Annotated in this window: 13 protein-coding genes; 11 read left to right on the forward strand and 2 right to left on the reverse strand. The window is 73.0% G+C overall.

Translation table 11 applies throughout. The annotated features are described in order from the left end of the window. Nucleotides 1-869: 869 nt before the first annotated feature. From gatC to MT994_RS18165, 4 genes are read left to right on the forward strand one after another with little or no spacing between them, the layout of a single operon-like run. On the forward strand, nucleotides 870-1,166 hold the full coding sequence (gatC, locus tag MT994_RS18150; RefSeq protein ID WP_034652217.1) for an Asp-tRNA(Asn)/Glu-tRNA(Gln) amidotransferase subunit GatC: 297 nt from the start codon (nucleotides 870-872) through the stop codon (nucleotides 1,164-1,166). 1 nt (nucleotide 1,167) lies between these two features. Then, complete coding sequence (gene gatA, locus MT994_RS18155; protein ID WP_354807385.1) at nucleotides 1,168-2,706, forward strand: Asp-tRNA(Asn)/Glu-tRNA(Gln) amidotransferase subunit GatA; 1,539 nt, start codon at nucleotides 1,168-1,170, stop codon at nucleotides 2,704-2,706. Further along, nucleotides 2,703-4,208 (forward strand): Asp-tRNA(Asn)/Glu-tRNA(Gln) amidotransferase subunit GatB, encoded by a 1,506-nt coding sequence (gene gatB, locus MT994_RS18160; RefSeq protein WP_061268762.1) that lies wholly within the window; start codon nucleotides 2,703-2,705, stop codon nucleotides 4,206-4,208. The genes gatA and gatB overlap by 4 nt, the downstream gene beginning before the upstream one ends. Nucleotides 4,209-4,213: 5 nt before the next feature. Continuing rightward, nucleotides 4,214-4,819, forward strand: coding sequence for a GNAT family protein (locus tag MT994_RS18165; protein ID WP_043654210.1), 606 nt, complete (start codon nucleotides 4,214-4,216; stop codon nucleotides 4,817-4,819). Between the two features lie 101 nt (nucleotides 4,820-4,920). Here MT994_RS18165 and MT994_RS18170 read toward each other — a convergent pair whose 3' ends face one another. Then, a complete protein-coding gene (locus MT994_RS18170) occupies nucleotides 4,921-5,799 on the reverse strand; it encodes a serine hydrolase (protein ID WP_308820959.1) in 879 nt (292 codons plus the stop codon). 194 nt (nucleotides 5,800-5,993) lie between these two features. Between MT994_RS18170 and uraD the strand changes: the two genes are divergently transcribed. The 3 genes from uraD to pucL are packed head-to-tail and all read left to right on the forward strand — an operon-like array spanning nucleotide 5,994 to nucleotide 7,796. Beyond that, entirely contained in the window at nucleotides 5,994-6,491 is a 498-nt protein-coding gene (gene uraD / locus MT994_RS18175; RefSeq protein WP_021480423.1) for a 2-oxo-4-hydroxy-4-carboxy-5-ureidoimidazoline decarboxylase, read from the forward strand. Then, the gene (uraH, locus tag MT994_RS18180) at nucleotides 6,488-6,856 is read left to right on the forward strand and encodes a hydroxyisourate hydrolase (protein ID WP_021480424.1); all 369 of its coding nucleotides are present in this window, start codon (nucleotides 6,488-6,490) and stop codon (nucleotides 6,854-6,856) included. Before uraD ends, uraH begins: the two co-directional genes overlap by 4 nt. A gap of 1 nt (nucleotide 6,857) precedes the next feature. Further along, on the forward strand, nucleotides 6,858-7,796 hold the full coding sequence (pucL, locus tag MT994_RS18185; RefSeq protein WP_354807388.1) for a factor-independent urate hydroxylase: 939 nt from the start codon (nucleotides 6,858-6,860) through the stop codon (nucleotides 7,794-7,796). Nucleotides 7,797-7,865: 69 nt separating this feature from the next. On the opposite strand, the gene MT994_RS18190 is transcribed toward pucL, so the two are convergent. Beyond that, nucleotides 7,866-8,678: an IclR family transcriptional regulator gene (locus MT994_RS18190; RefSeq protein ID WP_354807390.1), complete on the reverse strand. Its 813-nt coding sequence runs from the start codon at nucleotides 8,676-8,678 to the stop codon at nucleotides 7,866-7,868. Nucleotides 8,679-8,807: 129 nt separating this feature from the next. On the opposite strand from MT994_RS18190, the gene MT994_RS18195 reads away from it, so the two are divergent. The 4 genes from MT994_RS18195 to MT994_RS18210 all read left to right on the forward strand — a co-directional run bounded on the left by MT994_RS18195 (nucleotide 8,808) and on the right by MT994_RS18210 (nucleotide 14,253). Next, a complete protein-coding gene (locus tag MT994_RS18195; protein WP_021480427.1) occupies nucleotides 8,808-10,304 on the forward strand; it encodes an NAD-dependent malic enzyme in 1,497 nt (498 codons plus the stop codon). Nucleotides 10,305-10,348: 44 nt separating this feature from the next. Next, nucleotides 10,349-11,995, forward strand: a complete 1,647-nt coding sequence (aceB, locus tag MT994_RS18200) for a malate synthase A (RefSeq protein ID WP_354807391.1) — start codon at nucleotides 10,349-10,351, stop codon at nucleotides 11,993-11,995. Continuing rightward, nucleotides 11,995-13,344: an aldolase/citrate lyase family protein gene (locus tag MT994_RS18205; protein ID WP_354807393.1), complete on the forward strand. Its 1,350-nt coding sequence runs from the start codon at nucleotides 11,995-11,997 to the stop codon at nucleotides 13,342-13,344. The genes aceB and MT994_RS18205 overlap by 1 nt, the downstream gene beginning before the upstream one ends. A gap of 78 nt (nucleotides 13,345-13,422) precedes the next feature. Next, nucleotides 13,423-14,253 carry a bifunctional allantoicase/(S)-ureidoglycine aminohydrolase gene (locus MT994_RS18210; RefSeq protein ID WP_354807395.1) on the forward strand — a complete coding sequence of 277 codons (831 nt, stop codon included), beginning with the start codon at nucleotides 13,423-13,425 and terminating at the stop codon, nucleotides 14,251-14,253. Nucleotides 14,254-14,344 lie beyond the last annotated feature (91 nt).

Genomic DNA, 14,344 nt, shown 5'->3' on the forward strand with positions numbered 1-14,344 from the left:
ACCCGGAAGCTAAGCCCTTCAGCGCCGATGGTACTGCCCTGGAGACGGGGTGGGAGAGTAGGACGCCGCCGGACAACCCTTCACCGAAGGCCCACCCCACACGGGGTGGGCCTTCGGCATATCCGCACCCGTAGTGCTGAGCTCTCGGCCGGCCGAGACAGGCCTGCGGTTCGCCAGACAGGACCGCGGTCGCGAGAAGCAGAACCGTGGTCGCGAGGTAGAACGGCTGCCGGGCGAGGTAGAGCCGTGGTTCTCGTGCTCGACGGCGCGCGGCCGGCCTGGACCGTCGAGGTGGTTGGTGGTGCCGCGTCTACCATCCGCCGCTCGTTCCTCGCGGATCCCACCAGGCCCGCCACGAGGCGGCACCAGCACCCACCCCGCCCGGCTTGTCTCACCTTGTCGTGGCTCGCCCGGCGTCCGCGCGCGGTGTCGTCTGTTGCTGGCGCGGTCCCGTCTTGCTCCGGCCCGCGCGGCTGGCTTTCGGGTCGCCTGACCACCGCTCACCCGGGTGCCCCGTGGTGTCGGCTTCACGAGCGAAGCTCGGCTGCCACGTCCGGTCGCCGCGCGTTGTTGCCCACCACCTTCCGCACTGCTGCGACGCAGGTTGGGGGCTCGCTGTCCTGGTCGCCTTCGTGACCGCCCTCGCGGTGGTGACGTCATGCCGAGCGGGCGGTTTCGGCTCATCTGGGGAGCCAGGAGAGCCATGGTTGCCTGTTCGTCCTGTCAGCAGCGCCTGGTCGGCCCGTCCCCAGACCGTCCAGCTCGCGCGGGCATGCTCGCTCTTCGGCCGCACGGTCTCGGTCACATCCGTGTGCCGGGAGGCCGGCGACGCGGTGGGCACGACGTCGGTCCCCACTAGAATGGCTGTCATGTCCACCATCTCCCGTGACGAGGTCGCGCGCGTCGCCGCGCTGGCCCGCATCGATCTGCGACCCGAGGAGCTGGACCGGCTCTCCGGCGAGCTCGACGTGATCGTCGACGCCATCGCCAAGGTCAGCGAGGTCGCGACGCCCGACGTCCCCGCGACGAGCCACCCGATCCCGATGTCGAACGTCTTCCGTGACGACATCCCCGAGCCGCCGCTGCCCGTCGAGGACGTCCTCGCGGCCGCGCCCGCGGCGGAGGACGGCCGGTTCTCCGTACCGCAGATCCTCGGGGAGGAGTGAGATGACGGACCTGACACGGCTCTCCGCGGCCGAGCTCGCCGAAGGGCTCGAGGCGCGCGACTTCTCGAGCGTCGAGGCCACCCAGGCGCACCTCGACCGGATCGGCGCGGTCGAGGGCGCGGTCAACGCGTTCCTCCACGTCAACACCGACGATGCGCTGGCGACGGCCCGCTCGGTCGACGACCGCCGCGTCGCCGGCGAGCCGGTGCACCGGCTCGCCGGTGTGCCGATCGCGGTCAAGGACGTCGTCGTGACGAAGAGCATGCCGACGACGGCCGGCTCCAAGATCCTCGAGGGCTGGGTGCCGCCGTACGACGCGACGCTCGTCGAGAAGATCCGCGCCGCCGGGCTGCCGATCCTCGGCAAGACGAACATGGACGAGTTCGCCATGGGCTCGTCGACCGAGCACTCCGCGTACGGCAACACCCGCAACCCGTGGGACCTCGACCGGATCCCCGGCGGGTCGGGCGGCGGCTCCGCCGCGGCGGTGGCGGCGTTCGAGGCCCCGCTCGCGATCGGCACGGACACGGGCGGCTCGATCCGTCAGCCCGGGGCCGTCACCGGCACCGTCGGCGTCAAGCCGACGTACGGCGGCGTCTCCCGGTACGGGCTCATCGCGATGGCGTCCTCGCTCGACCAGGCGGGCCCCGTCACGCGCACCGTGCTCGACGCCGCGCTGCTGCACGAGCTCATCGGCGGCTACGACCCGCGCGACTCCACGTCGATCCCCGGCCGCGGGCCGGCGCTCGTCGACGCCGCGGTCCAGGGCGCCACGGGCGACCTCTCGGGCCTGCGCGTCGGCGTGGTCAAGGAGCTCACGGGCGAGGGCTACCAGGAGGGCGTGAGCGCGCGCTTCGCGCAGTCGCTCGACCTCCTGCGCGGGCTCGGCGCCGAGATCGTCGAGGTCTCCTGCCCGCACTTCGAGTACGCGCTCGGCGCGTACTACCTGATCATGCCGTCGGAGGCGTCGAGCAACCTCGCGAAGTTCGACGGCATGCGCTTCGGCCTGCGCGTGGAGCCCGAGGAGGGCCCTGTGACCGCGGAGCGCGTCATGGCCGCCACGCGCGGCGCCGGCTTCGGCGACGAGGTGAAGCGCCGCATCATCCTCGGCACCTACGCGCTCTCGGCCGGCTACTACGACGCCTACTACGGCAGCGCGCAGAAGGTCCGCACGCTCATCCAGCGGGACTTCGCCGCCGCCTTCGAGCAGGCGGACGTCCTGGTCTCGCCGACGGCGCCGACCACGGCGTTCCGGTTCGGCGAGAAGCTCGACGACCCGCTCGCCATGTACCTCAACGACGTCGCGACGATCCCCGCCAACCTCGCGGGGGTCCCCGGGATGTCGGTGCCCTCGGGTTTGTCGGACGACGGCCTGCCCGTCGGGTTCCAGATCCTCGCGCCGGCCAAGGCCGACGACCGCATGTACCGGGTGGGCGCCGCGCTCGAGGCCGCCCTGGTCGGCTCGTGGGGCGGACCGCTGCTCGACCGCGCGCCCGCGCTGCCCACGGCCACGAACGCACAGGAGGGCCAGGTCGGATGACCGCCACGACCGTCGACCTCGTCGACTACGCCGACGCCACGCGCCGCTACGACCCCGTCATCGGGATCGAGGTGCACGTCGAGCTCGGCACGCTGACCAAGATGTTCTGCCCGGCCGAGGTGAGCTTCGGCGCCGAGCCGAACACCCAGGTGACCCCGGTCTCGCTCGGGCTCCCGGGCGCCCTGCCGGTCGTCAACGGCAAGGCCGTCGAGTACGCGATCCGCATCGGCCTCGCGCTCAACTGCCAGATCGCCGAGACGTGCCGGTTCGCGCGCAAGAACTACTTCTACCCGGACGTCCCGAAGAACTTCCAGACGTCCCAGTACGACGAGCCCATCGCCTACGACGGGTGGATCGACGTCGAGCTCGAGGACGGGACCGTGTTCCGCGTCGAGATCGAGCGCGCGCACATGGAGGAGGACGCCGGCAAGAACACCCACGTGGGTGGGGCGACCGGTCGCATCCACGGTGCCGAGTACTCGCTCGTCGACTACAACCGCGCCGGCATCCCGCTCGTCGAGATCGTCACGCGGCCGATCACGGGCGCGGGCGACCGCGCCCCCGAGGTCGCGCGCGCGTACGTGCAGACGCTGCGCGACATCTTCCGGGCGCTCGACGTGTCCGAGGCGCGCATGGAGCGCGGCAACGTCCGCGCCGACGTGAACCTCTCGCTGCGCCCGACACCCGAGTCGCCGCTCGGCACGCGCACCGAGACGAAGAACGTCAACTCGTTCCGCTCCGTCGAGCGGGCCGTGCGCTACGAGGTCTCGCGCCAGGCCGCCGTGCTCGACGCGGGCGGCACTGTGGTCCAGGAGACCCGGCACTGGCACGAGGACACGGGCATCACGACGTCGGGCCGCGTGAAGTCGGACGCCGAGGACTACCGGTACTTCCCGGAGCCCGACCTCGTCCCGATCGCGCCGCCGCGCGAGTGGATCGAGGAGATCCGTGCCGGGCTCCCCGAGCTCCCGGTCGCGCGCCGCCGTCGGCTCCAGGGCGAGTGGGGCTACGCCGACGCCGAGATGCGCGACGTCGTCAACGCGGGCGCGCTCGACCTCATCGAGGCCACCGTCGCGGCGGGCACCAGCCCGGCCGGAGCGCGTAAGTGGTGGATGGGCGAGCTCGCGCGCCGCGCCAAGCAGGACGAGGTGGCGCTCGAGGCGCTGCCCGTCACGCCCGCGCAGATCGCCGCGCTGCAGGGTCTCGTCGACGCGGGCCGCATCAACGACAAGCTCGCGCGCCAGGTGCTCGACGGCGTGCTCGCCGGCGAGGGGGACCCGGAGGCGGTCGTCACCGCCCGGGGCCTCGAGGTCGTCTCCGACGACGGTGCGCTGCTCGCCGCGATCGACGAGGCGCTCGCCGCGCAGCCGGACATCGTGGAGAAGGTCCGGGGCGGGAACCTCGGGCCCGTCGGCGCGATCATCGGCGCCGTGATGAAGGCGACGCGCGGCCAGGCGGACGCGGGCCGCGTGCGCGAGCTCGTCCTCGAGCGGATCGGCTGACCGCCGTGACGCGCGGACCGGTCGTCCTGGGGGAGATGGTGCGTCTGCGCCCGATCGAGGCGCGGGACGCGGACCGCATGTGGGAGTCGCTGCAGGACCCGGAGGCCAACCGGCTCACGGGGACGACGGCGACCTTCACGCGCGACCAGATCGACGAGTGGGTGGCGACCGTCAGCGACCGGGACGGCCGGTACGACTGGGCCATCACGCCGGGCGCGGTGCGTGACGGGCAGCCGGTGAGCGACGAGCTGATCGGCGAGATCGTGCTCAACGACCTCGACGAGCACGCGCGCTCGGCGAACCTGCGGCTCGCGCTGCTCCCGAACTACCGCGGGCGCGGCTACGGTCGCGAGGCCATCTTCGAGGTGCTGCGGTTCGCGTTCGACGGGTCGACGGACGTGGACGGCGTCCGGCACGAGGGACCGCGCCTGCACCGCGTGAGCCTCGACGTGCTGAGCATCAACCCCCGCGCCCGGATGCTCTACGAGTCGTTGGGCTTCCGCGAGGAGGGGCGACTGCGCGACGTCTACCGCGACGGCGACGGGTGGGCGGACGCGACGGTCATGAGCATCCTCGAGGACGAGTTCCGGGCGGGCCTCGGCGCGTCCTGAGCCGTCCGCGGGCACGACCGCACGAAGGGCCCGGCAGCATCCGCTGCCGGGCCCTTCGTCGTCCCGTCCTGCACCAGCTCCTCGCCGCGCGGACGTGCCCGTCAGGCGCGGTACGCCTGGCGCAGCAGCTCCACGCCGTCCAGCGTGCCCTCGAAGGACGTGCCACCGGTCATGACGACCACGAGCTCCTGGTCGGGGAAGAGCGCCAGGAGCTGGCCGCCCAGGCCGAGGGCGAAGACCATGCCGAGGTCCGGGTCGGCCCACCAGTGCCAGCCGTACGCGCCGATCCAGGGGTAGGTCCGGGTGCGGGGGCGCCAGCACTCGCGCAGCCAGTCGAGCGGCGCGACCTCCTCGCGCAGCACGGCGGTCCCGAGGCGCGCGAGGTCGGTCGGGAGGAGGCACAGCCCGTTGCCCGCGTGGCTGTAGCCGTTCCGGTCCGCGTAGAAGCGCCAGCGGCGGATGCCCGACGGGCGGAAGAGGTGCTCCTCCGCCAGCTGCTCGACGCTGCGACCCGTGCGCCGGTGGAGCACCGCACCGAGCAGGTGCGAGGACCCCGTGGAGTACCACATCGTGCGTCCGGGCTCGTCGACCAGCGGCCGCTCCACGACGGCGCGCAGCAGGTCCTTGCTCGCCGTGAGCGGCGGGGCCGAGCCCCGCCAGGCGCCGAACTCCGGCCACTCGAGCCCCGACGTCATCCCCAGCAGGTGCTCGACGGTGATGGCGCGCTTGCGCTCGTCGTCGACCGGCACGTGCGGCAGGTGCGCAAGCGCCGAGGACGACAGGTCGACGTCGACGAGGCCCGCGAGGATGCCGGTGACGCTCTTCGTCACCGAGTTCAGCTTGGCGAGGCGGTCCGCTCCGTCGTGCCGGCGGAACCACGTGCGCTCGGTGGTCCCCGCGTGCACGACGACGAGCGCGTGCACGCCGGCGGTGCGCAGCCGCCGCTCCCAGCGCGGGCCGGTCCAGAGGTCGTCGATCATGGGGCAGGAACGTAGCGGCTCCGGCTCGCGGCGGACGACGGGATTACCGACGCGTGGCCGGGACGCACCGTGGTTGACATCACCCGACCCACGACGTACATTCATAAGACGGAAACAAACTTCCGAGATGTGGAATCCACTCCGAAGGTCGGGCGGTGTGCCGCCCGGCCCGGTCGTCGAGAGGGAACGCAGCGATGACGCTGGACGAGTTCAACCGGTGGTCGCCGGACGAGGCGCGGGACGCGCTCCTCGCGTGCGCCCACGTGGACCGCTGGGCCGAGGAGGTCGCGGCCGGGCGCCCGTACGCGACCGTGGAGGACGCCGCCGAGGCGGCGCTCACCGCCGCCGACCCGTGGACGGACGACGAGGTCGACTCCGCGCTGGCGCGCCACCCCCGGATCGGCGAGCGTGCCGAGGGGGAGGCCGCGGACGCGAGCATGTCGCGCTCCGAGCAGGCCGGCGTCGACACCTCCGACGACGACGTGACGCGCCGGCTCGCCGAGGGGAACCGCGCGTACGAGCAGCGGTTCGGCCACGTGTTCCTCGTCCGGGCCGCCGGGCGCAGCGCCGAGGAGATCCTCGAGCAGCTCACCGAGCGGCTGGGCAACGACGCCGAGACCGAGCGGGCGAACGCCGCCCGCAACCTGCGCGAGATCGCCGCGCTGCGGCTGAAGGGAATGCTGACGGCATGAGCACCCACGCCAGCCACATCACCACGCACGTACTCGACGCGGCCAGCGGTAGGCCCGCCGAGGGGATCACCGTCCGCCTGGAGGCGGCTCCGGAGATCGCGGAGGGGACGACGGGGCAGGGCTGGTCCCTGGTGGCGTCCTCCCGCACGAACGACGACGGTCGCGTGCCCCAGCTCGGGCCCGAGACCCTCGTCCCCGGTACGTACCGGCTCGTGTTCGACACGGCCGAGTACTTCGACCGGCGAGACACCGTGTCCTTCTACCCGGAGGTCGTCATCGTCTTCCGGGTGGCGAGCGCTGAGCAGCACTACCACGTCCCCGTCCTGCTCAGCCCGTTCGCCTACTCGACCTATCGAGGGAGCTGACATGAGCACCACCACGACTGCCGAGCAGTCGGCGGCCACGCAGAGCAGCGGGGCCATCGTCCTGGGCAACAACCAGTGGGGCAAGGCGGAGGTGCGCCTCGTGCGCGTCGACCGCTCCACGCCCCGCCACGAGATCACGGACGTCAACGTCTCCTCACAGCTGAGGGGCGGGCAGGAGGCCACGCACCGCGAGGGGGACAACTCCCGGTGCGTCGCGACGGACACGCAGAAGAACACGATCTACGCGTTCGCCCGTGACGGCGTCGGCGCGATCGAGGACTTCGCGATCCGACTCGGGCAGCACTTCGTCGAGGACTTCGAGTGGATCGAGGGCGGGCGCTGGGAGATCGAGCAGTACTCCTGGAACCGGATCGAGACCTCGGACGGCGAGCACGACCACGCGTTCGTCCGCAACAACCAGGAGACGCGCACCACGGTCGTGCAGCGCGACGGCGACGAGGTCTTCGTCGTCTCGGGCCTCACGGACCTCGTCGTCCTCAAGTCGACGGGCTCGGAGTTCCACGGGTTCCCCCGCGACCGCTACACGACGCTCGTCGAGACGGACGACCGCATCCTCGCGACGTCGGTCACCTCGCGCTGGCGCTACACGACCACCGACGTCGACTTCGACGCGGTGTACGCGAAGGTCCGCGCGATCCAGCTCGAGGCGTTCGCGACGACGCACTCGCTCGCGCTCCAGCAGACGCTCTTCGCGATGGGCAAGGCCGTCCTGGAGGCCGTCCCGGAGATCGCGGAGATCAAGTTCTCGATGCCGAACAAGCACCACTTCCTCGTGGACCTGGCGCCGTTCGGCCTCGACAACCCGAACGAGGTCTTCTACGCGGCCGACCGCCCGTACGGTCTCATCGAGGCGACCGTCCTGCGTGAGGACGTCCCGGCCGAGCCGCGCGCCTGGGCGACCGTCACCGGGTTCTGCTGAGCCGACATGACGGACGGACGCGCCCTGCCCGGCCGCGGAGCCCCCGCGGCCGGGCAGGGCGCGCCCATCTCAGGGCGCCGCGGTGATGAGCTCGCGCGTGAGCTCGCTCGCGACGCGGTGCAGCACCGGGACCGCGTGCTCGCCGAACTCGTACGTCACGCGGGCCGCGGGCCCGGAGACGGACAGCGCGGTGGGGGTCGGGGCGTCGGGCACCGCGACGGCGAAGCAGCGCACGCCGAGCTCCTGCTCGCCGTCGTCGATCGCGTACCCGCGCTCGCGGGTCGCGGCGAGCTCCGCGAGGAGCGCGTCGACGTCGGTGATCGACTGGTCCGTCGCGGGGGGCATGCCGACGCGGCCCATGATCTCGCGCACCGTCTGGTCGGGGAGCTGGGCGAGGACCGCCTTGCCGACGCCCGTGCAGTGCGTGTAGACGCGCCGTCCGACCTCGGTGAACATGCGCATCGAGTGGCTCGACGACGCCTGGGCGACATAGACCGCCATGTCGCGGTCGATCATCGCGAGGTTCGCCGACTCGCCGAGGTCGTGGGCGAGGCGCTCCAGGTAGGGGCGCGCACCGGCGCCGAGCTGGCGGCCCGCCGACTCGCCGAGCCGGATGAGGCGCGGGCCGAGGGTGTACCGCCGCGACGGCGTCTGGCGCACGTAGCCCTGGGCGAGCAGCGTGCGCAGCAGGCGGTGGATCGTGGGCAGGGGGAGCCCCGCGTGCTGCGCGAGCTCGCTCAGGCCGGACTCCCCGCCGAAGTCGGCGAGCAGCTCGAGCAGCTCGATCGCGCGGTCCACGGACTGCACGCCCCCGGCCGGCTTCGTCGTCCGCGTGCCCGGCGCGGTCTCCGTCGGCTCCGTCGCCGCCGGTGTCTCGGCCATCTCACCATCTCCTGTCCACCAGGTGCCGCCCGACGGCGGGCGCACCTCGCCTGAGCAGTGCGGGAACCTCCCGCACTCCCTTCCGCATCACGGAAGACACGCATCAGCATACGAGAAGAAGGAACGAACATGACGTCCGAGACGAAGGCCCCGGAGACGCAGGCCGCGACGGCGAAGAACGCCGCGACCAGCCCGAGCTACTCCATCACGCTGCGCGTCGAGGCCCCCAGCGGTCACCGCACGGCGAGCGACCTCGTCGCGGCCGTGAGCGCGACGGGTGCCGCGATCACGGGCGTCGACGTCTCGGAGTCGGGCGCCGACCGCCTCGTCGTCGACATCACGGCCGACACCGTCGACGCCGCGCACGTGGAGCAGATCCGGGACGCGCTGAGCGCGCTCGACGGCCTCACCGTGCGGCACGTGAGCGACGCGACGTTCCTCATGCACCTCGGCGGCAAGCTCGAGGTCAACCCCAAGGTGCCGCTGCGCCACCGCGCCGACCTGGCCCGTGCCTACACGCCGGGCGTGGCGCGCGTGTGCCTCGCCATCGCGGAGCGGCCCGAGGACGCGCGCCGTCTGACGGTCAAGCGCAACACGGTCGCGGTCGTGACCGACGGCACCGCCGTCCTCGGCCTGGGCGACATCGGTCCCGCCGCGGCCCTCCCCGTCATGGAGGGCAAGGCCGCGCTGTTCAAGCAGTTCGCGGGCGTCGACGCCTGGCCGGTGTGCCTCGACACGACCGACACCGAGGAGATCATCCGCACGGTGAAGGCCATCGCGCCCGTGTACGGCGGGATCAACCTCGAGGACATCTCCGCGCCCCGCTGCTTCGAGATCGAGCGCCGCCTGCGCGAGGAGCTCGACATCCCCGTGTTCCACGACGACCAGCACGGCACGGCGATCGTCGTGCTCGCGGCGCTGACGAACGCGCTGCGCGTGGTGGGCAAGGCCATCGAGGACGTGCGCATCGTCGTCTCCGGCGTCGGCGCGGCGGGCAACGCGATCATCGCGCTGCTCCAGGGCCAGGGCGCGGGCAACATCGTCGCGTTCGACCGCCAGGGCGCGATCCACCCCGGCGCGAGCCTCACCGACGAGCACCGCCGCCGCCTGGCGGAGACGACCAACCCCGAGGGTTTCACGGGCACGCTGCGCGAGGGCCTGGCCGGTGCCGACGTCTTCATCGGCGTCTCGGGGCCGAACATCCTCACGGGCGACGACGTGGCCACCATGGCCGACGACGCGATCGTCTTCGCGCTGGCGAACCCCACGCCGGAGGTCGACCCGATCGCCGCGGCGCAGCACGCGACGGTCGTCGCCACGGGCCGGAGCGACTACCCGAACCAGATCAACAACGTGCTCGCCTTCCCGGGCCTCTTCCGAGGCCTGCTGGACGTCGGCGCGAGCGAGATCACCGACGAGATGCTGCGCGCCGCGGCCGTCGCGATCGCCGACGCGGTCGCGCCCGAGGAGCTCAGCGCGAGCTACATCGTCCCGAGCGTCTTCGAGCCGGCCGTCTCCACGGCCGTCGCGCGCGCCGTCGCCGAGGTCGCGGAGCGCGACCGCGCGGGCCAGGCTCAGGAGAGCAGCACGTCGGGCCACCACGTCGGGTCGGCAGCCCGGTCCTGACGCACCCTCGTCAGCCCGGCCCGCCCCGCAGAAAGGACACCACCATGACCACCACCACGGCCGTCACCGTCCACGGACCCGCCGTCGAGCGGTCCGACGAGATCCTCACGCCGGACGCGCTCGACTTCGTCGCCGACCTGCAGCGCCGGTTCGGCGCCCGCCGCGACGAGCTGCTCGCCGCCCGGGCCGCGCGGCGCGAGCAGGTCGCCCGCACGGGTCGCCTCGACTTCCTGCCCGAGACCGCCGACGTGCGCGCGGGGGACTGGACGGTCGCCGGCGCGCCCGCCGACCTCCGGGACCGCCGCGTCGAGATCACCGGGCCCCCGACGCCCAAGATGGCGATCAACGCCCTCAACTCGGGCGCGAAGGTCTGGCTCGCCGACCTCGAGGACGCGTCGACGCCGCACTGGAGCAACGTCGTCGGGGGGCAGGTCGCCCTGCACGACGCGACGCGCCGCACGCTCGCGTTCACGTCGCCCGAGGGCAAGCAGTACGCGCTGCGCCCGGAGACCGACGGCGACCCGCTCGCCGTCATGGTCGTGCGGCCCCGTGGGTGGCACTTCGACGAGGTGCACCTCACCGTGGACGGGACGCCCGCCGTGGGCGCGCTCGTCGACTTCGGGCTGCACTTCTTCCACAACGCCGCGGAGCTCGTCGCGCGCGGCTCCGGGCCGTACTACTACCTGCCGAAGATGGAGTCCCACCTCGAGGCGCGCCTGTGGGACGAGGTCTTCACGCACGCGGAGCAGGCGCTCGGCATCCCGCACGGGACGATCCGGGCGACGGTCCTCATCGAGACGATCCCGGCCGCGTTCGAGATGGACGAGATCCTCTACGAGCTGCGCGACCACGCGTCCGGGCTCAACGCGGGCCGCTGGGACTACCTGTTCTCCGTGATCAAGTACTTCCGCGACTCCGGGCCGTCGTTCACGCTGCCCGACCGCGGGTCCATCACGATGACCGCGCCGTTCATGCGCGCGTACACCGAGCTGCTGGTGCAGACGTGCCACCGGCGCGGCGCGTTCGCGATGGGCGGCATGGCGGCCGTCATCCCGAACCGCCGCGAGCCCGAGGTCACCGCCCAGGCGTTCGAGAAGGTGCGCGCCGACAAGCAGCGCGAGGCCGGCGACGGCTTCGACGGGTCGTGGGTCGCGCACCCGGACCTCGTGCCGGTGTGCCGCGAGGTGTTCGACGGGGTGCTCGGCGAGCGACCCAACCAGCTCGACCGGCAGCGCCCCGACGTCCACGTCACCGCCGACCAGCTCCTCGACGTGGCGTCCGCGCAGGGCGACGTCACCGAGGCCGGGCTGCGCAACAACCTCTACGTGTCCGTCGCGTACGTCGCGGCGTGGCTCGCGGGCAACGGCGCGGTCGCGATCCACAACCTCATGGAGGACGCCGCGACCGCGGAGATCTCGCGCTCGCAGGTGTGGCAGTGGGTGCGCTCGGGCGCGTCGTTCACCGCGGGCGAGAGCGCGGGCACGACCGTCACCGCCGACCTGGTCCGCACGCTCCTGCGCGAGGAGACCGCGCGGCTGCGGGACGACGTCGGGCACGAGGCCTACGACGCCGGGCCGTACGACCGGGCGGCGGCGCTCGTCGAGGACATCGCGCTCAACGAGCACTACGTCGACTTCCTCACGCTGCCCGCGTACGAGGACGTCGTCGCGCACGAGCAGGACGCGTCCTGATGCCGGCCGGTCCCGAGGCGGGCTCGGTCCGCGGCTTCAGCGAGGACGGCGTCGCGGCGCTGCACGCGTCGCTCGACGGTCTGCTCGCGCCCTGGGACGCGGAGCTCGCGGCCCGCTACCCGGGCGACGACGGCTCGCGCCAGCCCGTGCACACCGTCTACGTGCCGGGCGACCGGTACACGGCCGGCCTCGCACCGGAGTGGGCGGCCCGGGCGCGCGAGGCGGTCGACGGCGCAGGCGGCGTCCGCCGGCTCGTGGACCTGCTGGGCGTCGGGGAGGGGGCCGGGGGCGACCTCGCGGACGCCGTCGCGGAGCGCGTGAGCGCGAAGCTCGCGGTCGAGGCGATCGAGGACCTCCGGATCGACTTCGAGGACGGGTTCGGCGACCGCGGCGACGCGGCGGAGGACGCCGCGGTGATCGCGGCGGCGCGCGAGCTCGTCCGGGCCGAGGCGCGGGGCACGGCGACGCCGTTCGCGGGCATCCGCATCAAGTGCCTCGAGGAGGCGACGCGCCGACGCGGCGTGCGCACCCTCGCGCTGTTCGTCGCGGAGCTCGTCGCGGGTCGCGCCGCGGCCGGCGAGGCCCGCGCCCTGCCGGACGGGTTCGTCGTGACGCTCGCCAAGGTCACCGCGCCGCAGCAGGTCGAGGCGATGGCGCGCGCGTGCGAGCACGTCGAGGAGGCGAACGGCCTCGAACCGGGCACCCTGCGGTTCGAGGTCCAGGTCGAGACGCCGCAGGCGCTGCTCGCGGCCGACGGCACGGCGACGGTCGCCCGCCTGGTGCACGCCGCGCCGGGTCGTGTGACGGCGCTGCACTACGGCACGTACGACTACTCGGCGTCGCTCGGCATCGCGGCGGCGTACCAGTCGATGGAGCACCCCGCGGCCGACCACGCGAAGTCGGTCATGCAGCTCGCCGTCGCGGGCACGGGCGTGCGCCTGTCGGACGGGTCGACGAACGTCCTGCCCGTCGGTGACCCCCAGGCCGTCGACGCCGCGTGGCGACTGCACGGGCGGCTCGTGCGCCGCTCGCTCGAGCGCGGGTACTACCAGGGCTGGGACCTGCACCCCGCGCAGCTCCCGAGCCGGTTCGCCGCGACGTACGCCTTCTACCGCGAGGGCGCGGCGTCGGCGCTCGCGCGCCTCGCGGCGTACGTCGGGTTCGTGCCCGACGCCGGGGGCGTCCTCGACGAGCCGGCGACCGCCAAGGCGATGGCCTGGTTCCTCGGACGCGGCGTCGACTGCGGCGCGCTCACCGAGACCGAGGTCCGCACCGCGACCGGCCTCGACCGCGCCGGGCTCGACGCGGTCCGCGTCTCCGGGCGCGCGCCGCAGCCGGTCGCGGGCTGAGCGCCCGCCCTCCCATCCTTCCCGCCGTCCGCCGTGGTACCGCCACCGGCACGGCCACGACCTCCGAGGAGTGACCCCATGACCCAGACCACCTCCTACTACACCCCGCAGGGTGGCCTGCCCGGCCAGACCGAGCTGCTCACCGACCGCGCGATCGTCACCGAGGCGTACACGGTGATCCCGCGCGGCGTGCTGCGCGACATCGTCACGAGCAACCTGCCCGGCTGGGACAAGACCCGGCTGTGGGTGCTCGCCCGGCCGATCGAGGGCTTCGCGACGACGTTCGCGCAGTACGTCATGGAGGTCTCGCCCGGCGGCGGGTCGGACCAGGGCGAGGACGAGGAGACCGTGCAGTCCGTCGTCTTCGTCACCGAGGGCACGCTCGTGCTCACGCTCGCCGGGGTCGAGCACGTGCTCGAGCCGGGCGGGTACGCGTACCTGGCGGCGGGGGAGCGGTGGGCGCTGCACAACCGCTCGGACGCGAAGGCGGCGTTCCAGTGGATCCGCAAGGTGTACGAGCCGATCCCGGGCCACACCGCGACGTCGTTCGTCACGCGCGAGCAGGACGTCGAGCCGCGTGCGATGCCGGACACGGACGGCGTGTGGGTGACGACGCGGTTCGTCGACCCCGACGACCTCGCGCACGACATGCACGTCAACATCGTGACGTTCCAGCCCGGCGGGTCCATCCCGTTCGCGGAGACGCACATCATGGAGCACGGCCTCTACGTGCTCGAGGGCAAGGCGGTCTACCGCCTCAACGGCGACTGGGTCGAGGTGCAGGAGGGCGACTTCATGTGGCTCCGGGCGTTCTGCCCGCAGGCCTGCTACGCGGGCGGCCCCAAGCCGTTCCGCTACCTGCTCTACAAGGACGTGAACCGGCAGGTCAAGCTCGACCGTCGGCGCTGACGACCGTCGGCGACGTCGCGCGAAGGGCCCGGTCCCCCTGGAGGGACCGGGCCCTTCGTCGTCCGTGCGCTCCGGGTCGACGGCGATGTCG

Source organism: Cellulosimicrobium sp. MI9406 (assembly GCF_040595865.1).
Classification (GTDB): domain Bacteria; phylum Actinomycetota; class Actinomycetes; order Actinomycetales; family Cellulomonadaceae; genus Cellulosimicrobium; species Cellulosimicrobium funkei.